Origin of the sequence: Nitrospira tepida (genome assembly GCF_947241125.1) — a bacterium.
GTDB lineage: Bacteria > Nitrospirota > Nitrospiria > Nitrospirales > Nitrospiraceae > Nitrospira_G > Nitrospira_G tepida.
On sequence record NZ_OX365700.1, the window covers coordinates 403,477 to 421,901 of the forward strand.

18 protein-coding genes, 3 tRNA genes and 1 other RNA gene are annotated in these 18,425 nt (G+C 61.5%); 13 read left to right on the forward strand and 9 right to left on the reverse strand.

The genetic code is table 11. The features are described 5' to 3' along the window. Window positions 1-44 precede the first annotated feature (44 nt). The 3 genes from QWI75_RS02010 to QWI75_RS02020 all read left to right on the forward strand — a co-directional run bounded on the left by QWI75_RS02010 (window position 45) and on the right by QWI75_RS02020 (window position 3,096). Window positions 45-1,280 carry a M24 family metallopeptidase gene (locus tag QWI75_RS02010; RefSeq protein WP_289267015.1) on the forward strand — a complete coding sequence of 412 codons (1,236 nt, stop codon included), beginning with the start codon at window positions 45-47 and terminating at the stop codon, window positions 1,278-1,280. 159 nt (window positions 1,281-1,439) lie between these two features. Further along, window positions 1,440-2,273, forward strand: coding sequence for a twin-arginine translocase TatA/TatE family subunit (gene tatA / locus QWI75_RS02015; RefSeq protein ID WP_289267016.1), 834 nt, complete (start codon window positions 1,440-1,442; stop codon window positions 2,271-2,273). A 139-nt stretch (window positions 2,274-2,412) separates the two neighbouring features. Continuing rightward, window positions 2,413-3,096 carry a HEAT repeat domain-containing protein gene (locus QWI75_RS02020; RefSeq protein WP_289267017.1) on the forward strand — a complete coding sequence of 228 codons (684 nt, stop codon included), beginning with the start codon at window positions 2,413-2,415 and terminating at the stop codon, window positions 3,094-3,096. On the opposite strand, the gene QWI75_RS02025 is transcribed toward QWI75_RS02020, so the two are convergent. The 6 genes from QWI75_RS02025 to QWI75_RS02050 form a co-directional block, all read right to left on the reverse strand. Then, on the reverse strand, window positions 3,071-3,589 hold the full coding sequence (locus QWI75_RS02025) for a PilZ domain-containing protein (protein ID WP_289267018.1): 519 nt from the start codon (window positions 3,587-3,589) through the stop codon (window positions 3,071-3,073). The two genes, QWI75_RS02020 and QWI75_RS02025, sit on opposite strands and share 26 nt — an antisense overlap. Before the next feature lie 39 nt (window positions 3,590-3,628). Beyond that, window positions 3,629-4,162: a PilZ domain-containing protein gene (locus tag QWI75_RS02030; protein ID WP_289267019.1), complete on the reverse strand. Its 534-nt coding sequence runs from the start codon at window positions 4,160-4,162 to the stop codon at window positions 3,629-3,631. Window positions 4,163-4,413: 251 nt separating this feature from the next. Continuing rightward, a complete protein-coding gene (clpX, locus tag QWI75_RS02035) occupies window positions 4,414-5,664 on the reverse strand; it encodes an ATP-dependent Clp protease ATP-binding subunit ClpX (RefSeq protein ID WP_289267020.1) in 1,251 nt (416 codons plus the stop codon). Between the two features lie 37 nt (window positions 5,665-5,701). Beyond that, window positions 5,702-6,322 (reverse strand): ATP-dependent Clp endopeptidase proteolytic subunit ClpP, encoded by a 621-nt coding sequence (gene clpP, locus QWI75_RS02040; protein ID WP_289267021.1) that lies wholly within the window; start codon window positions 6,320-6,322, stop codon window positions 5,702-5,704. 79 nt (window positions 6,323-6,401) lie between these two features. Continuing rightward, window positions 6,402-7,727, reverse strand: coding sequence for a trigger factor (tig, locus tag QWI75_RS02045; protein ID WP_289267022.1), 1,326 nt, complete (start codon window positions 7,725-7,727; stop codon window positions 6,402-6,404). 63 nt (window positions 7,728-7,790) lie between these two features. Next, window positions 7,791-7,873, reverse strand: a tRNA-Leu gene (locus tag QWI75_RS02050). 361 nt (window positions 7,874-8,234) lie between these two features. Here QWI75_RS02050 and QWI75_RS02055 point away from each other — a divergent pair. The 6 genes from QWI75_RS02055 (at window position 8,235) to dksA (ending at window position 12,081) form a co-directional block, all read left to right on the forward strand. Next, window positions 8,235-8,324 (forward strand) — tRNA-Ser (locus tag QWI75_RS02055). 132 nt (window positions 8,325-8,456) lie between these two features. Then, window positions 8,457-8,556: signal recognition particle sRNA small type (gene ffs, locus QWI75_RS02060), an RNA gene on the forward strand. A gap of 109 nt (window positions 8,557-8,665) precedes the next feature. Then, the gene (gene dnaX / locus QWI75_RS02065; protein ID WP_289267023.1) at window positions 8,666-10,582 is read left to right on the forward strand and encodes a DNA polymerase III subunit gamma/tau; all 1,917 of its coding nucleotides are present in this window, start codon (window positions 8,666-8,668) and stop codon (window positions 10,580-10,582) included. Then, window positions 10,579-10,905, forward strand: coding sequence for a YbaB/EbfC family nucleoid-associated protein (locus QWI75_RS02070; RefSeq protein ID WP_289267024.1), 327 nt, complete (start codon window positions 10,579-10,581; stop codon window positions 10,903-10,905). The genes dnaX and QWI75_RS02070 overlap by 4 nt, the downstream gene beginning before the upstream one ends. Window positions 10,906-10,922: 17 nt before the next feature. Then, window positions 10,923-11,537, forward strand: a complete 615-nt coding sequence (gene recR / locus QWI75_RS02075) for a recombination mediator RecR (RefSeq protein ID WP_289267025.1) — start codon at window positions 10,923-10,925, stop codon at window positions 11,535-11,537. Between the two features lie 61 nt (window positions 11,538-11,598). Beyond that, entirely contained in the window at window positions 11,599-12,081 is a 483-nt protein-coding gene (gene dksA, locus QWI75_RS02080) for an RNA polymerase-binding protein DksA (protein WP_289267026.1), read from the forward strand. 53 nt (window positions 12,082-12,134) lie between these two features. On the opposite strand, the gene QWI75_RS02085 is transcribed toward dksA, so the two are convergent. The 3 genes from QWI75_RS02085 to QWI75_RS02095 form a co-directional block, all read right to left on the reverse strand. Then, a complete protein-coding gene (locus tag QWI75_RS02085) occupies window positions 12,135-13,319 on the reverse strand; it encodes a tetratricopeptide repeat protein (protein WP_289267027.1) in 1,185 nt (394 codons plus the stop codon). 96 nt (window positions 13,320-13,415) lie between these two features. Continuing rightward, the gene (locus tag QWI75_RS02090) at window positions 13,416-13,667 is read right to left on the reverse strand and encodes a hypothetical protein (protein ID WP_289267028.1); all 252 of its coding nucleotides are present in this window, start codon (window positions 13,665-13,667) and stop codon (window positions 13,416-13,418) included. A gap of 259 nt (window positions 13,668-13,926) precedes the next feature. Further along, window positions 13,927-14,001: transfer RNA gene (locus QWI75_RS02095), tRNA-Val, on the reverse strand. A 227-nt stretch (window positions 14,002-14,228) separates the two neighbouring features. Between QWI75_RS02095 and trmFO the strand changes: the two genes are divergently transcribed. The 4 genes from trmFO to hslU are packed head-to-tail and all read left to right on the forward strand — an operon-like array spanning window position 14,229 to window position 18,422. After that, a complete protein-coding gene (gene trmFO, locus QWI75_RS02100) occupies window positions 14,229-15,545 on the forward strand; it encodes a methylenetetrahydrofolate--tRNA-(uracil(54)-C(5))-methyltransferase (FADH(2)-oxidizing) TrmFO (protein WP_289267029.1) in 1,317 nt (438 codons plus the stop codon). Continuing rightward, entirely contained in the window at window positions 15,518-16,459 is a 942-nt protein-coding gene (gene xerC / locus QWI75_RS02105; RefSeq protein WP_289267030.1) for a tyrosine recombinase XerC, read from the forward strand. Before trmFO ends, xerC begins: the two co-directional genes overlap by 28 nt. Beyond that, on the forward strand, window positions 16,456-16,992 hold the full coding sequence (gene hslV / locus QWI75_RS02110) for an ATP-dependent protease subunit HslV (protein ID WP_289267031.1): 537 nt from the start codon (window positions 16,456-16,458) through the stop codon (window positions 16,990-16,992). Before xerC ends, hslV begins: the two co-directional genes overlap by 4 nt. 35 nt (window positions 16,993-17,027) lie before the next feature. Further along, window positions 17,028-18,422 (forward strand): ATP-dependent protease ATPase subunit HslU, encoded by a 1,395-nt coding sequence (hslU, locus tag QWI75_RS02115; RefSeq protein ID WP_289267032.1) that lies wholly within the window; start codon window positions 17,028-17,030, stop codon window positions 18,420-18,422. The last annotated feature ends 3 nt before the right edge of the window (window positions 18,423-18,425 follow it).

Here is an 18,425-nt window from a genome sequence, read left to right on the forward strand (position 1 = left end):
GCGTCCTCTTTGACGGCGTCCGATCACGAGGCTAAGATGCCGGCATGGCCAGGCAGGACAGACAGCAACGGATAGACGACATTCAGGCGGCCCTCCGGCGTGCTTCGAGATTGGCTGGATCGGCAGGCGTGGAGGGTGTGGACGGCTGGTTGTTCTATGATTTCCGGCACTCCGACCCGATTGCCTATCGGATTCTGCTCCTGGATCCCACCCAACACGTCACGAGGCGATGGTACTACTGGGTGCCGGCGCACGGACGACCGGTGAAATTGAGCCATCGCATCGAGCCGCATGTCCTCGATGCGTTGCCGGGCGAGACGCTGACCTACGTGTCGTGGCAGGAGCAACAGGATCGGTTGCGCATCATGCTTCCGCATGGGGCTCGGGTCGCCATGCAGTACTCGCCGATGAACGCCATTCCCTATGTCTCCCGGGTCGATGCCGGCACCGTCGAGCTGATCCGCAGCTTCGGAGTCGAACCGGTGACGTCGGCCGATTTGGTCCAGCAGTTCGAGGCGGTCTGGACGACGGAGCAGTTGGCCTCGCATCGCGCGGCGGCGGAGGTGCTGCGGCGCGTGGTCGATGAAACGTTCCGGGAGGTGGCCGAGGCAATCACCGCCGGACGCTCGCTGACCGAGTACCGTTTGCAGCAGTTCATGCTGGGACGGTTTCAGGCGCATGGCGTGGCGACGTCCAGTCCTCCGATTGTGGCGGTCAATGCCCATAGCGCCGATCCTCACTACGGACCGGCCGCCGAATCCTCCGCGCCGATCTCGCGGGGCGACCTGCTCCTGATCGATCTGTGGGCCAAGCAGCCGGCAGCCGGCGCCGTCTATGCCGACATCACGTGGACCGGCTTTGTCGGGCCGTCGGTGCCGGCGCGCCAGCAGGAGGTCTTTCAGATCGTCCGGCGCGCTCGTGATGCGGCGTTTGAGTTTGTTCGCAAACGCATTCAATCAGGCGATTGTCCCTGCGGATGGGAGGTGGACGAGGTCTGTCGCCTGGTGATCGAGAAGGCCGGCTATGGCGAGCGGTTTGTCCATCGCACCGGCCATTCGATCGGTGAAGAGGTTCATGGCAACGGGGCGAACATCGATAACCTGGAGACGCGGGATCTTCGGCGGCTCCTGCCCCACACCTGTTTTTCGATTGAACCCGGCATTTATCTCCCAGGCGACTTTGGCATCCGAAGCGAGCTGGATGTCTATCTCGACGACCGGGACGCCCTGGTGTTCGGTCTTCCACTCCAGACTGAGCTCATCCCGATTTTAGGCCTCTAACAGGGTCGGCTTGAGGGCGGTGGGGCGGTCGGACCGGGCGCTCTTGCCTTGACACTCTTGACAGGCCCCGGATAGAGTGGACTGAGTCTTCGCAGGCCACGGCGAGGTCCGGTTTGCCGTTCGGACCTTCACGATGACATCATCTTTATAGGTGACCCGATGTTCGGTACGATGGGGTTTTCCGAGCTCATCATCATCCTCGTCATCATCCTGATCATCTTCGGGGCCGGCCGGTTGCCGCAAATTGGAGAGGGCATCGGGAAAGCCTTAAAGGGGTTCAAGAAAGAAGTTCAGGAGCCGTTGCCGCAGGCCGAGCCGGCTGCGCAGACGGTCGAGGCACCTTCGATGGAAGCTACGGCGGCTAATGCCACATCGGGTTCGACCCCGACGACGCCTCCGCCGCAGCCGACCGCTCCCTATACGCCGGGTCCTGAGCTGACCCCGGGAACAACAGCGGCCATGATGGCGGCCGCGGCGCCGCAGGCCTACCAGGCGCCACCGAAGCCGGCCACCCTGACCATTTCCCAACCCATTCATCAGCCCGTTGCGCCACCGCCCCCCTTGCATCAGCCGCCGACGATGGAGGAACGGCTCGCGCAACCGGCGCCGGCGATGCGGGCTTCCTATCCGCCGATTCCGCCCACTGCTCAGGCGAAGCCGGCGGCCAAGCGTCCCTCGGCGATCGTCAACAAAGAAGCGGTGGCTCGGGTGCAAGCCCAGCAGGCTGCCATGCGCGCCAAATCAGCAGCCGGCTCCGGATCTTCCCAGGGAGGCGGACTGAGCCCGCAGGACATGCAGGATTTTGGACAGGGGTTGGGCGAAGCGTTTCGCCTGGTCCGGGAGACGACGGCCGAAATACGGGGAGCCATCGAGCCGCAGGTCAGGGTGTTTCAAACAGAGGTCGATGCCGCTCAGAAAGAAATCCAGGACTCGGTCGAGGTGGCCAAACAGATGCCCTCGATCCACGAGGAAACCCCGCCGAAACCAGCCTGACCACCGCCTGCCCGTCAATCCTGTGCTCAAGCTCGTACCTCCCATTCGGCCTCTACGAAGCGTCTTCGGGTTCCTGATTCTTACAAGCTTCTTACCGGCCTGTCATAACCAATCCTCCGATCCCGATCCGCAAGGAGCCGTGACCAGGTTGATCCGATTGGCGGGAGATCGCGACCCCGAGGTCCGGCTCACGGCAGTGCTGGCGCTCGGCCGAATCGGAGCGGAGGAATCAGCTTCAACCCTGCGTGAGCGGCTACAGGACAACGATAGCCGGGTACGACAATGGAGCGCTTGGGCGTTGGGGAATCTGAATCGCCCCGATGCTCTGCCGCAAGAGCAGGCGGTGTCCCTCGTTGCCCGGCTCGGCGACCCGGTTCAGCCGGTGCGACTGGCGGCGGCGCAGGCCTTGAACGAACTGGATCAAGATCCTGGAATAGCTCGGTGGCTTCTTGAGGCGTTTCAATCGCAGGAATCCGAGATGCGCAAGGCTGCGGCCCGTGCCTTGATCGGTCAGGTTGGGAGCGACGCGCTTCCCACTCTCATACGGGCCTCCGCCGATCAGGACGCAGAAGTGAGGCAAGCCGTTGTCGCGGCATTGGGGGAGTTGGGAGATGCTCGGGCGATCCCTCCGCTTCTGGACCGGCTGGCGCACGATCCGGCAGATTCGGTGAGGGCTGAGGCGGCCTTTCGACTGGGGAAGATTGGAACCGCGGATCTGGTCTGGCCCTTGCGACAGGCGGCAATGAGCGATAAAGATGCTCAGGTGCGGCGTTGGGCGGCTGCGGCCGTGGAAGCGGTCAGTTCGGTATCCGGCTCCGGTTGAGGGACTCGACGAGGTGCACGATCCTCTCCCGGGCTTCCGGGGCGATGTCGGTGAACTGAATGCCCATTCCAGGGAAGAGCAGCAGCCGCTCCGTTTTGGTCCGCCTCCAGACGACGCGACCCTGTGCGGCGATTTTTTCGCTCGGATGATCCGGTAGCGTAAACTCCACGGTGAGTTCGCTGCCGGGCTGAAGCGGGCTCCCGCTCTCGATGAACAGGCCTCCGCCCCCGATCCCTCCCGTCAGGCTCTCGAATTCCTTTCCTTCCGAGGTCACACAGTGCACCTTGATGGCCAGTGGAGCCCGTGGATAGGCTCGGGCGTGGGCGTATTCGTCGCCGTCCTGGGCTGAAAGGATTCGATCGATCACCCAGGCCCAGGTGAGGGTCCCGATGTGATGGCCGCCGTGGTCGTAGAGGGCGACCGTTTCTCGATCACAGTCGATCTCAAGGGTTTTGCCCTGATGGTATTGCGTCGAGAGAATCGGAAATCTCATGGAGGGGTGGCCCAGTCTTCAGTCACGCACGGACGGCGGCTAGAACCCCGCCGTTCTCAGCGAGCGAACCAAGTCGATGATCCGGTTGCGGACGTCAGGGGCGATTTCGTTGAACTTAATCCCCATCCCCGGGGAAAAGGTGTATTGATCGGCCTTGGGGCATACCCAGGCGACGATGCCTCGGGCCGACAGCCAGTCGGTCGGGCGCTCCGGGAAGGCAAATTCGATAAACAGGTTCGTCCCGATCGCGAGCGGCTCCTCGCTCTCGATAAAGATTCCGCCTCCGCCGATTCCTCCGGCCCGGCTCTCAAAAGTCTGGCCTTCCGGGGTCCGATAGCGCACCCGCAAGGCCAGGGACACGCGGGGTTCACGCCTAGCCTCCTGGGGCGGGCGTGATTCATGGTAGGCGAGGACCTGTTCGATAATGGAATCCCACGAAATACTGCCGATCAATTCGCCGCTTGCGCCCCGGAGAATCAGGACCTCGTGTTCGGGGTCCATTTCCAGAGTTTTTCCGCTGTGGCGGCGGTTGGCCGGAACCGAATGTTTGAGGCTGTCTCGTGCCGTGGTCATCGTCCCAAGGGGAAGTATAGCGCAGGGTCTTGATTTGTCGAACGAAAACGTGAGTTTGGATCGGGCAGGTTTGTCGATGAGACGCGGCCGCCGGCCCGGGTCTCTATGGGAGGGGGGCTGCCAGCCCCTGACTTTTTACAGAGGCGCCGGCTCGGGCAAAGCCGTAGAGCAGAAACTGAAGGCCGGTCCGAGGACCAGTGGGTGCTTGGACCGGCCGAAGAGAGTAAAGCGTATGGTGCTTGACGATAAGATTAGGCGCTCTTGATGTCCTTGTCGTGCTCGAAGATCCGGATCGGGACGTTCTTGCCTTCGACCACCTCCTCGGTCACGATGATTTCCTTGATCTGTTTCTGGGACGGCACGTCGTACATCACGTCCAACATGACCTCTTCCAAGATGGCGCGCAGCCCGCGCGCGCCGGTCTTCTGGGCGTAAGCCTTCTTGGCGACGGCATTGAGCGCGCCCTCGGTAAACTTGAGCTTGACCTTCTCGAAAGAGAGCAGCTTCTCATACTGTTTGGTGAGAGCGTTGCGGGGTTCGGTGAGGATGCGAATCAGCGCCCGCTCGTCGAGTTCTTCAAGGGTGGCGACAACCGGCAGGCGTCCGATGAACTCCGGGATCAGCCCGTACTTCAACAGGTCCTCCGGTTGCACCCTGGCCAGGACATCTCCGAGGCGCACGTCCTTCCGGCTCCGAATGTCCGCGCCGAACCCCATCTGTTTGCGGTTGAGGCGCTGCTCGATGATATTTTCGAGCCCGACGAAGGCGCCTCCGCAGATGAAGAGGATGTTGCCCGTATTGACCTGGATAAATTCCTGGTGCGGGTGCTTCCGTCCGCCTTGCGGCGGGACATTGGCGACCGTTCCCTCGATCAGCTTGAGGAGCGCCTGCTGCACGCCCTCGCCGGACACGTCGCGCGTGATGGAGGGGCTGTCGCTCTTCCGACTGATCTTGTCGATTTCATCGATATAGACGATGCCCCGCTCCGCCCGTTCCACGTCGTAGTCGGCCGCTTGCAAGAGCTTGAGGATGATGTTTTCCACATCCTCCCCGACGTAGCCGGCTTCCGTCAGCGTCGTGGCGTCCGCGAGCGTAAACGGCACGTCCAAATAGCGGGCCAGGGTTTGGGCGAGCAGGGTCTTGCCCGTCCCCGTGGGCCCGATCATCAGGATATTCCCCTTCTGCAGTTCGACCTCGTCCACGTCTTTGCTGGAAATGCGCTTGTAGTGGTTGTGGACGGCCACGGAGAGGATTTTCTTTGCCCGCTCCTGGCCGATCACATATTGGTCGAGGTGGTGCTTGATTTCGGAAGGCTTCCGGAGTTTCGAGGAAATCTCTTCCTTCGCTTCCTCCCAGTCCTCCGCGATGATGTCGTTGCAAAGGTTGACGCACTCGTCGCAGATGTAGACGGTCGGCCCGGCGATCAGCTTGCGCACCTCATCCCGGCTTTTTCCGCAAAAGGAACAACGTAAGTGGCGGTCCATCTTGTCCTGCTTCGCCATGCGGCCTCCTGGTGTAACGAGTGACCTCTGCTCCGTGCTACTTGCTCGCCGTGAGCCCGCCGGTCTCTTTCAGCATTTTCGGAGGCCGGGTGATGACTTCGTCGATGAGCCCGTACCGTTTCGCTTCCTCGCCGGACATGAAGTAGTCGCGCTCGGTGTCTTGGGCGATCTTCTCCAGCGGTTGCCCTGTATGTTTCGCGAGGATTTCGTTGAGGCGCTCGCGGATCTTGAGAATCTCCCGCGCATGGATATCGATCTCCGTGGCTTGCCCCTGAAATCCGCCCATCGGCTGGTGGATCATCACCCGGGCGTTGGGGAGCGCGAAACGCTTTCCTTTGGTTCCGGCGGCCAGGAGCAGCGCCCCCATGCTGGCCGCCTGTCCCAGGCAAATGGTATTGATGGGCGGCTTCACATACTGCATGGTGTCGTAAATGCCCAGCCCGGCCGTCACGCTGCCGCCGGGCGAATTGACGTAGAGATTGATGTCTTTTTCCGGGTCCTCGGCCTCCAGAAACAACAACTGCGCGATGATCAAATTGGCGAAGACATCGTCGATCGGCGCTCCCAAGAAGATGATCCGGTCTTTCAACAGCCGAGAGTAAATGTCATAGGCTCGCTCCCCTCGGTTGGTCTGCTCGATCACAATCGGTACCAGCATGCACTCCGTTCCTTTCTTCCGTTCCGGGCCGCGGGAGCCCGGCTGAACCTGTCCCGGCCGCGCCCAACTGGTCGTGGGATTATCCTTGAATCACCGCATGTCGGTAAACAAAGTCCAGGGCCTTGTCGGCGAGAATACGGCTCCGCAATTCGTCACGCGAATCGTTCCCGCCGGCCTGGATGATCCGTTGCAGCTCCAGGGTGTCGATCTTGAGTTCCGCAGCCATCCGCGCGATCTCGGCTTGGAGATCGGCTTCCTCGACCGTGAGGCCTTCCTTTTCCGCCACGGCATCCAGGATGAGACCCAGTTTCACCCGTCGGGTCGCCTCGGGAAGCGCTTCTTCCTGGAGTTTCTTCAATTCCTCGGGGCGCAGAGCCTGCTCGTCCAGCTCGTCTGTTATCCCACGTTTCTGATGGCGAGCGTGGAGTTGCGACCGCACGATGGCCGTGACTTCGCGATCTACGAGCGCCTGGGGCAGATCAAAGTGATGGGTGTCCAGGAGCCGTTTCATGATTTGCTCCTTGTACCCGTCTTCGATGTCCCGTTTCAGCGCCTTCTCCATTTGGTCCCGCAGTTTGTCCTTGAGTTCGTCGAGGCTGTTGTACGGGCCGCAGTCCTTGGCGAACTCATCGTCCAGCGTTGGCAGGGTCTTGTGCTTCGCCGACACGATCGTGATGCGAAACGCCACCGTTTTGCCTGCGACTCTCTGGTCCGGATGGGTGGCCGGATAGCTTTGGGGAATTTCGATATGGGCTCCTTCAACCTGTCCGTTCAGGTGCTGATCGATCTCAAGGCCCAGGACCGGGATCTTTGATCCGATTCGATGCAAATGCCCCTGCTTTTTGGTGCCGTCAAGGGGCTGTTGGTCCAGAAACCCCTCGATATCCACCACGGCAAAATCCCCTTCCTTCAGAGAGACACCGGGAGGGGCGGGCTGCAACTGAGCCTGCTGCTCGCGAAGCACCTCCAGCGCCTTCGCGATTTGCTCGTCCGTGACGGTTCGTTTGTCGGGCTTCAACGAGATCGGGTTGGGCGGCCGGTAATCCCGAAGCTCGATCTTCGGCCGAATTTCCACCGTCGCGGTAAAGGCGAAGGAGGCATCCTTCTTGATTTTCACCCGGTCGATCGGCGGAATCTCCACCACGACCGGATGGATGCCCGTTTGGCGGACGGCCCGGTCGTAGTATTCCGGGACGAGCGTTCGGATGACGTCTTCTTCGACCGTTTTCGCATAGCGCCGCTCCAGCAGCGAAACCGGCGCTTTTCCCGGCCGAAAGCCCGGGACCTGCACCTGGCGATTGAGTTCCGCATAGGCACGCCGGAACCGTTCCTTCACTTCTTCTTCAGGGACTTCGATCCGGATGGCCCGTTTCACCGGGCCGAGTTCGGTCATTTCAACCTTCATAATACCTTGCGCTCGATGAGGTTGTTCAGGTGGCTGATTTGACGGCTGTCAGCGGTCTCATCGTGGTGCGAGAGGAGGGACTTGAACCCTCACGGTTGCCCACGAGATCCTAAGTCTCGCGCGTCTGCCAGTTCCGCCACTCTCGCAGCTCTAAGTCAGCGTTTTTCGCAATAGGCTAGCTTCCTTCTACCCCCGCCCGCACAGGTGTGTCAACCGAAGACTCCGCCCCATTTTCAGCTTGTAGGAACAGCATGCGTGTCGTGATTACAGTGATCCCTTCGAATGGTGGAGAAGAAACTCGCAGGGGGGATGATGCATCGGGCTTCCTGTAATCCACCTCCACCGGGGGAACGACTCATCAGGCTGGATTCGTCCACAAATCGGGCAACAGGTCCTTAGTCCCGCGACCGTCCTGTGGCGGCGGTATGTTGCAGGCGGCCCATGGGCGGCGCCTTGCCGGTCTCGGAGGCGCGTGTTAAGATGCCGCCTTTCATGCCCTTGGCGCGCGGAGAGGTGCGAGAGTGGACGAATCGGCGTGCCTGGAGAGCACGTGAACTGGCAACGGTTCCGTGGGTTCGAATCCCACCCTCTCCGCCATACCAAGCAGAAATGAGGAATTTGGAATGATGAATTGGGAATGCTGTAATGCTGTGATGTTATTCGGTGGTCCAGCTCTGTTCGCCCATTCAACATTCCTCGTTCAGAATTCATCATCGAATTTGGTATAGGGGCTGGGCCCTGTGCAACAGAATCCTGTGAACCCCGCCAGGTCCGGAAGGAAGCAACGGTAAGCGGGCAAGTCTGTGTGCCGCAGGATCACCTGGCCCCACTCTCCGCCGTCGGCAAGTGCTGAGTACACAGTGTTGAGTACCGAGTGAAAGTGGGGAGTCATCTCTTCCCTCTCAGAACTCAGCACTGAGCACTGGAGCCTAGCGACCATGGACTATCAGGTCTCCGCACGAAAATATCGGCCGGGCACGTTCTCGGACGTGATCGGCCAACCCCATGTCGTTCAAGCCCTCGTCAACGCCGTCTCCTCCAAACGAATCGCCCACGCCTTTCTGTTCTCGGGCACGCGCGGCGTCGGCAAAACGACGATCGCGCGAATCCTGGCCAAAGCGCTGAACTGCGAGCAGGGGCCGACGGGAACCCCCTGTAATCGTTGCGTGAACTGCACCGAAATCGCTCAAGGCACCGCGGTGGATGTGGTGGAGATCGACGGAGCGTCCAATACCAGCGTCGATGACGTGCGCGAGATCCGCGAGAACGTGAAGTTCACGCCGTTTCGAGGGGCCTATCGAGTCTACATCATCGACGAAGTGCACATGCTGTCCAACTCCGCCTTCAACGCGCTCCTGAAGACCCTGGAGGAGCCTCCGGCCCATGTCGTCTTTATCTTTGCGACGACGGAGCTGCACAAGATTCCGGCCACGATCCTCTCTCGGTGCCAACACTATAGTTTTCGGCGGATTCCGCGCGCGGAGATCGTCGAGCGCCTGGCGCTCGTGGCGGCGCAGGACGACGTGTCCATCGAACCGAGGAGTTTGACGCTGGTTGCGCGGGCGAGCGAAGGCAGCATGCGGGACGCGCTCAGCCTGTTTGATCAAGCCATCGCGCTCTGCGGCAAGACGGTCAACCATGACGACCTGGAGCAGTTGCTGGGCGCGGTTCCGGTAGAGTTGGTGCGTTCGTTCATCCAGGCGCTTGAACGGCGCGACAGTTTAGCCGCTGTAGAGGTCATTGCCGCGCTGCTGGAACAGGGGCAGGATCTTCGGGCCTTTTGCGCGGATGTGGTGGAATACCTGCGCAATCTGCTGGTGGCGTCGGTCGTGCCATCCGTGCAGGAGCTTCGGGGACTGGTGGAGGCGGCGGACGAGGAGTTGACGCTGTTGTTGGAGGAAGCGTCACGATTTTCCAGCGAGCGTCTGCAGCAGGTGTTTCAGGTGTTTTCACAGGCCGAAGACGGCCTGCGTCTGAGCATCCACCCTCGCTTTGCCTTGGAAGCCGCCGCGATCCGGGCGACCACAATGGCGGAGGCGACCGCACCCATTGCCGACAGTTCGATGCAAGCTCGGGTGGCGATGCCTCCACCTGGCAAGGTCGCTCCGTCTTCATCTCCGGCTCCTGTCCGGACAAAAACTCCGACCGGTCCAGCCGCAAACAGTCTGAACCAGGCGAAACCGCGCCCAACCGATCCGACCTCTGGCCGGGGAAACGACAGGAGCCGCTCAGGGCTTGCGAGGCCACTGAAGTCACCGGATGCCAGATCGGTCTCGCCCGAAGGTCTGGAAGGTCGGAGGGGAACAACGAAGGGGGATGAACCCTCGGTTGCGGACGCATCTGCGCTGTCTCCCAAGGGGGAGAGAAGTCAGCAGGAGCAAAGGTCTATTGGACCCCCGCAGGAGGCTCTGCCTGAGAGCCAACAACTGCCGCCCCTCGCATTGGAGTGGGAACACTTCGTCGAGTGCATGGCTGCCACCCATCCAAGTATTGCGTCGTTCCTGGAGCGAGGCCGGTTGGTGGAAATGGAACATGGCGAAATCGTGCTCGGCTATGCCAAAACGGAGACGGTGGCTCGGGCCATGATGGAGAAAGAGGACAATCTTCGCATCATGCGGTCGGTTGCCGAAGCACTCGCCGGCCGGCCGGTCACAGTCCGCATCGCCGAGCTGGCGGACGCCACTCCTGCGGGCCCCACGATGGCCGAGGCGCGGGCGGCGCGCCGACGGGAAGAAACCACGCTCCTCTTCGAGCGCACGCGCGCGCATCCGCTCGTGAAGGAGGCCCTTGCCCTGTTCGGGGCGGACGTGGTCGAAGTGAGACGACTCGGTGCCGAGAAGGAGGCCCAGGTATGAGCAAGAACCCGTTTGGCAACATGGCCAGCTTGATGAAGCAGGCGCAGGCGATGCAAGAGCAAATGACGAAGATCCAGGAGGAAGCGGCGTCCAAACAAGTCACCGGGACGGCCGGCGGCGGGATCGTCACGGTCACGGTTACCGGCGGCATGCAGGTGGTGTCCGTGAAGATCGATCCCGAGGTCGTCAAGTCCGGCGACGTCGAGATGCTCCAGGACTTGACGGTTGCCGCCACGAACGAGGCCCTTCGCAACGCCCGAGAGATGATGGCCAACGAACTCAAATCGCTCACCGGCGGATTGAATATCCCCGGCCTGCTCTAAACTCAAGAGGGACGGCCATGGCGGCGGTGCTCACGGGAGATCGGCGGGGCTTGTTGGGTGGGCTGATTCAGGAATTGGTGCGGTTGCCGGGAATCGGCCAAAAGACGGCGCAGCGGCTGGCATTTCATCTGCTCAAGGCCGAACGGGACGACGCGCTTCGACTGGCGGACGCTATCAAGGCCGTCAAGGATGGACTCAGCTTCTGCAACGATTGCCGCAACATCGCCGAGGGCGACCTGTGCGACCTCTGTTTGGATCCCAAGCGAGACCGAACGCGCATCGTCGTCGTGGAAGAACCCAGCACCCTCTATGCAATCGAACGGACCCGCAGTTACCACGGCCTCTACCATGTTCTGCTGGGCGCGCTCTCGCCCTTGGACGGCGTAGGACCGTCTGATATCAAGGCGCAGGAACTGATGGACCGGCTGCAGAGAGGGGGCGTCCAGGAGGTCATTATCGCCACCAACCCCACGATTGAGGGGGAGGCCACGGCTCTGTATCTGACCAAACTGATCAAACCCCTGGGAATTCGGACGTCGAGGATCGCCTACGGCATCCCTGTTGGCATGGATATCGAGTATGCGGATGAAGTGACGTTGATCAAATCCTTGGAAGGTCGCCGAGACCTCTAGCGCGCGACCAACCTCATCCGGTGCATTGATCTCAGAACCTGCACGTTGCTATGATAACGCCATGTTGAGGCGGGACTCCGAACGAACCAAATCCGCGCCCTCCCGCCGGGCATCCTTGTCCCGCCAGCCGGCGCTCCAAGACCGGTCCTCTCGCGGGTCCCAAGCGGCGAATTCTTCATCAACATCGACCCGGGACGCGCAACTGCAAGAGATCCGTCACGAGTTGGAACGGCAGCGGGCCGAGTTGCTGGAGGAGGCCGGTGTCGGGTTCGTCCAGCAGTCCAAAACCCCGGCCTTTCCCGACGTGAGCGATCAAGCGACCGCCGAAGCCGATCAGCATTTTGCCATGCGCATTCGGGAACGGGAGCGCAAGCTGATCAAGAAAATCGACGAAGCGCTCAGTCGGATCGCTGCCGGAACCTATGGCATCTGCGAAGTATGCGGAGAAGAGATCCCATTCCCCCGTCTCAAGGCCCGTCCGGTGACCACGCTCTGCATCGAGTGCAAGACACGCCAGGAAGAGCAGGAAAACGGACGACGGTAGTCTTCTCTCCTCGACGCTCAGGACGTTGGGACCGCGACCTGCCGACTCTGAGATTACCGCTGTAGATTCTTGACCCGCTCTTTCACGCGGGCCGCGCGCTCAGCCTCATCCGGATTCCCTTCGACCAGCGCTAAGTAGGTTTCATACTCGGAAATGGCCAGCTTTCGGTTGGTCGGTTCATAGGATTCAGCCAGATTGAAGCGAGCCAGCGGGTAGTTGGGCCGGAGCGTGACGGCTCTCTCGAATGAGGCGATCGCCTGGTCCCGGTCCCCCAGTTGCCGATAGATCGTGCCGAGATTATTCAGCACCTCGGGCACGTTGGGTCTGATCGCCAACGACTGCTGCATCGCCGCCTTGGCCTTCTCGGAGGCGCCCTGCGCCTCCAGAGCCAAGCCCAGCTTGTGATAGGCTTCCGCGAGCCGCACCTTGTTGGAGAATCCGCTGTTGATCGCCTTCTGATAGGCATCGGCCGCCACGTCGGCATGGCGCGTTCCGCAATAGGCAAGTTGGGCCGCCTCGCCGCGCGCGAACTGCTGCAAGGACGCGAAGGGTTCCTGATCGACCGACCCTTGTCCGGTTTTTTTGCTCTCCGCGCCGCGGACCCGATCCAAGAATTCCCTGCGATAGGGAGAGAACAACGACACGTAGGGGTCGATGGTGAATGAAGCCGTCAACAAGATGGGCTGGTCGCGCGTACCGGTGACGAGATACTGAGCGGTCGTCTTCTCGTCGCCCGTCTGGTAGAGCGAACTGGTATCCATCCGGGCCTTGCTCGGCAACTTCGGAACGGACAGATAAAAGTTCAGCACCGGTCGGAGCTGCGACAACGTCTCGCGGAGGACCGGATAGGGCTTCAAGTCGAGCCCGGCCGGATAGACAAAGAGGGCTCCGACCAGGGTGCCGTCCTGATCGAAAAACCACGCCTCCTCGCTGCCGGACTCGCTCTGGGTTTCATTGATGCGGAACTCGCGACCGGCTCCCCAGGGAATCTCTTGATGTCCGGTCGCATGGGATTGCATAAACGCGGCGTGCGTGTCGCAGAGGTGAGCCGATTTCATGAGCACCAAATCGCTTGCGGATGGAGGAAGCTGTGGGCGAGGATCGGGCGCCGCACAGGCCGTCAGCCAACAGAGGCTGGCGACTATGGCGTACCGGTCGAGCCTGGTGGCGAGCCATGCGGCTTTCCAAGCCGAACGCCGGCCGGCAGAGGAATGATCGAGGGAACTGAACATAGCCATCCCGGCGGGAGGTGCTCCTGCCGGGATCACCCATTATGCAGAGAAAAGGGTGGGCGTGTGAAGACGGAAACGCAACAAGAAGCAGGTCAGGAGCAATCAGCGCTGTCGGTACGCATCCAGCATGGCATCTTCGTTGGTATAACCGGTCGCTCGCGGGAACGTTGAGCTGATCGAATACAGCGGCCGATTCACCACATAGTCGAGCCCCACTCCAATCGGATGCATCACAAAACCTGCCCATCGCCACGGGTTATCGTCCGCAGGCGCTCCGGCGGCAGGATTCGTATAGACCAAGGCCGTGCTGTCGAGGGTGGAATAGATGCTGGTCCGAACGTTGGAATCCGTCATGCCCGACGTTCCATCGTATGGCACGCTTGAGCAGCCGGAAACCACCAGCCCCAATGAAAAGATGGCACCGGCCAAGAACCTTGCCTGATTACACATGGGTCACCTCGTTAGCAATGGTCGGTCATGGTCCAGGCCGGGAGATGGACCCCGGCGCACAGGAGAAAGTCTAGCTCACCAACCCCGACCTGTCTAGGAAGTAGCCGGAATACAGCATGTTTCGGCCAGATTGATCAGAAGGGGAGGGGAAGTGGAGAAGGGATGGTGGGCGATACTGGTATCGAACCAGTGGCCTCTTCCGTGTGAAGGAAGCGCTCTCCCACTGAGCTAATCGCCCAACCAAGGGCCGACTCTAGCATGGGGCCCAGGGTCAGTCAATGTGAGAGGCGTCGGTCACGGTCATTGGAGACGTCCTGTGGCTGGCTCTGATCAGCGCATTCCGTTGAAGTCGATGACCCCTGCGCGTGAGCTGTTCCAATGACGACGGACCGTGCCTTGACAGCAATGAAATCCCATTCGTAGAATGCGAAACCCACATACGCGCTTCTCATACCTTCCACTTCCATGCGAGACGATCTTCTCATTATCGGCGGGGGGCTTGCCGGCTCCGAAGCCGCCTGGCAGGCGGCTAACCGGGGAGTCAAGGTCACCCTCTATGAGATGCGGCCGAAAGAGCCGACCAAGGCTCACAAGACCGGGCTGCTCGCCGAGCTGGTCTGCTCCAATTCGCTGGGCTCCTCGGAAATCCTGAGCGCGCCGGGCATCTTGAAGGAGGAAATGCGGCGACTGGGGTCCTTGATCATCCGGGCGGCCGAGCAGGCGCGGGTGCCGGCTGGTTCCGCCCTTGCCGTGGACCGCGAACAGTTTGCCCAGCAGATCACGCGGGAATTGGAAGGCCATCCCAACGTCAGGATCCTGAGAGAGGAGGTCACGGACATCCCGGATGACGCCGTCTGCATCGTGGCGACCGGCCCCCTCACCTCGGATCGGTTGTCTCAGGCAATCAGCCGGCTGACGCACCACAAGCATTTGTACTTTTTTGACGCGATTTCCCCGATCGTCGATGCGGACTCCATCAACATGGAAGTGGTCTTCCGGGCGTCGCGATACGATAAGGGGGGCGACGACTATCTGAATTGCCCCTTTGACGAGGCGACCTATCACGCGTTCTATCAGGCGTTGCTGGCTGCCGAGAAGGTCCAGCCCAAGGACTTTGAAAAGATCCCGTACTTCGAAGGCTGTATCCCTATCGAGGTCATGGCCGAGCGGGGTCCGCAAACGATGCTCTTCGGTCCCCTCAAGCCGGTCGGGTTGGAAGATCCGCGCACGGGCCGGCGGCCCCATGCCGTCGTGCAATTGCGGGCGGAGAACATCCATCGCACGAGCTACAACCTGGTCGGGTTTCAGACCAAGTTGACCTATCCGGAGCAACGCCGCGTCTTTCGCATGATCCCAGGGTTGGAGCAGGCCGAGTTCCTGCGGTACGGAAGCCTGCATCGCAACACCTTCATCAATTCCCCCCGGCTCCTGCACAACACCTTGCAGATGAAGACGCGGGAGCAGATCTTTTTCGCCGGCCAAATCGTAGGGGTCGAGGGCTATACCGAATCGGCGGCGATGGGCGGCCTGGCCGGGATCAATGCCGTCCGCCTCCTGTCCGGGTTGCCGCCGGTGACGCCGCCGCCGACCACCGCGCACGGCTGCTTGCTGCACTACATCACCACCTGCGAGCCGAATCATTTCCAACCGATCAACACCAACTACGGGCTCTTCCCCCCGCTTCCCACCCGCATCCGGGACAAGGAGCAGAAACGCCGGCTGATCGGAGAACGGGCCGTCAAGGACCTGGAGGCATGGAAGACGCAATCCGGGCTTTCGTGACCTTCTTGGACGTTCAGCGCGGGGCCTCGCGGGACACGATCCGTAGTTACGAGTCCGATCTCCGACAGGTCGCGAAATTCCTCCAACACCAGCAGGGGAGTCAGGGCGATCCGTCTCTGACAAGCCTCACGACACAATCAATCCGGGATTATCTCGCCTGGCTGGACGGCAGGGGGGAGAAGAAATCCTCCCTGGCGCGCAAGCTGGCCACCTTGCGGAGTTTCTTCCGATTCCTGAACAGGGACGGACGTCTGTCGGGAAATCCGGCCGAGCAGGTCCGCATGCCGAAGCAGGCCAAACCGCTGCCGCGGGTGTTGACCAAGGATGATGCGGGCGTGCTGATGGAGATGCCCGAGGGAGATACGGCGCTTGCGCGGCGCGATCGGGCTATCCTCGAAACCCTCTACTCAACCGGTGCGCGGGTCAGCGAGCTGGTGCGATTAAATCGGGAAGATCTGGATCTGGTGAATGGTCTGGTCCGGCTCTCCGGCAAAGGGCGCAAGGAACGGATCGTGCCGATCGGCCAGGTGGCGATCGACGCCATCGCCCAGTATGAAGCGGGCGAGCTGCGTCACGGCGGCTCGGCCACCACGGATCGAACCGGCCCGGTCTTTCGGAATCGTCGCGGAGGGCGGTTGACCGTTCGCAGCGTCGAGCGGATCGTCGCGCGCTATTCCGCTGCGCTGCCGGGCGGGCGCGTGAGTCCCCATGCGCTACGGCATTCGTTCGCCACGCACTTGCTTGACGAAGGGGCCGATCTTCGTGCTATTCAGGAATTGCTGGGGCACGCGTCGTTGGCGACGACACAACGTTACACGCATGTGGCAACGGACCACCTCATGGCGGTCTACGATCGCGCGCATCCGCGCGCAGGCAAGACGCCCCCTGCCCGCCCGGCGACCACCAGACGATGACGATCCGCTCCACCACCATTCTCTGTGTCCGTCGTGACGGGCGCGTTGCCATGGGGTCCGACGGCCAGGTCACGCTCGGCACCACCGTGATGAAACAGAACGCCAGGAAGCTGCGACGCCTCTATCAGGACCGGGTTCTCGCCGGCTTTGCGGGCGCCACCGCCGACGCGTTTACCCTGTTTGAAAAGTTCGACGCCAAGCTGGAAGAATACCGGGGCAATCTGACGCGTGCGGCGGTCGAACTCGCCAAGGACTGGCGGACCGACCGAGTCCTCCGCCGCCTGGAAGCCCTGCTGGCCGTGGCGGACATCGAAAACTCCTTCGTCATCTCGGGCACCGGCGATGTGATCGAGCCGGAGGACGGGATTCTGGCGATCGGCTCCGGCGGACCCTACGCGCTGGCGGCTGCCAGGGGGCTGCTCATGCATTCGACCTTGAATGCGCGCCGCGTGGTCGAGGAGTCCATGCGGATCGCGGGGGGGATCGACATCTACACCAATCAACAGCTCGTGGTCGAGGAGCTGGCCAGGTAGGCTCCTCGGTCGATCGGTCGAACGATAGGATTACCGTGAAGCTCGAACGCGACACGCACCCGCTCAACGTCAACAGCCTCACGCCGAGGCAGATCGTGCAGGAGTTGGACCGCTACGTCATCGGCCAGCGCGAGGCCAAGCGCATGGTCGCGATCGCGCTGCGCAACCGTTGGCGGCGGCAACAGCTTCCGCCGGAGTTGCGCGACGAAGTCATGCCGAAGAACATCATCATGATCGGCCCCACCGGCGTCGGCAAAACCGAGATTGCGCGGCGCCTGGCCAAGTTGGCGGAGGCGCCCTTCATCAAGGTGGAAGCTTCCAAGTTCACCGAAGTGGGCTATGTCGGCCGGGATGTCGAATCCATCATTCGGGATCTGACCGAGGCAGCCGTGGGGCTGGTGAAGGCCAGGCATCTGGAGGAAGTCAGGCAGAAGGCCGAACAGTTGGGGGAAGAGCGGCTGCTGGACCTGCTGCTGCCGAGTCAGAAGTCTTCCCTGGGCTTCGCCGCCGACAATCCCGACGGCACGCCGTCCCCTGCAGCCGAGTCTCTGGAGGCCACCCGCTCCAAGCTCAGACTGCAACTGCGTGAAGGGAAGCTCGACCATCGGTCGGTCGAGGTGGAGGTCAAGGAACGGGGGCTCCCCGTCGGAATCATCTCCGGCCCCGGAGGCATGGAAGAGCTGGAAAACAATCTCCGCGACATGCTGGGCGGCATGTTCCCGGGAAAAAAGAAGAAGCGCATGATGAAGGTGCCGGACGCGTTGAAGCACCTCACGCAGGAGGAGGCGCAACGCATCATCGATATGGATGAAGTCGTCCGGGAAGCGGTCACGAAGGTGGAGCAGACGGGGATTGTCTTCCTCGACGAGATCGACAAGATTGCAGGCCGCGAACGGAGCGCCGGTCCGGACGTGTCGCGCGAAGGCGTGCAGCGGGATCTGTTGCCGATCGTGGAGGGCTCGACCGTGAATACGAAGTACGGGCCGGTCCATACCGACCACATCCTGTTCATCGCCGCGGGCGCGTTCCACGTCGCCAAGCCGTCCGACCTGATTCCTGAATTGCAAGGACGGTTTCCGATCAGGGTGGAACTGGACGCGCTGACCAAGGACGATTTCGTGAAGATTCTCACGGAGCCGCGCGGCTCGCTGATGCGGCAATACCAATCGCTGCTCGCGACCGAAGGGGTGACGTTGGAATTTACGCCGGACGGGTTGGAGGAGATCGCGGCCACGGCGCTGCAGGTCAACGACCAAACGGAGAATATCGGCGCCCGCCGTCTGTTCACGATCATGGAGCGTTTGCTCGAACAGGTCTCGTTCGACGGAGCGGAAGCGGCTGATCGGCATGTGGCGATCGACGCGGCCTATGTGAAAGACCGATTGCAGGGCATCGTGAAGGACCAGGACCTGAGCCGCTACATCCTGTGAAGA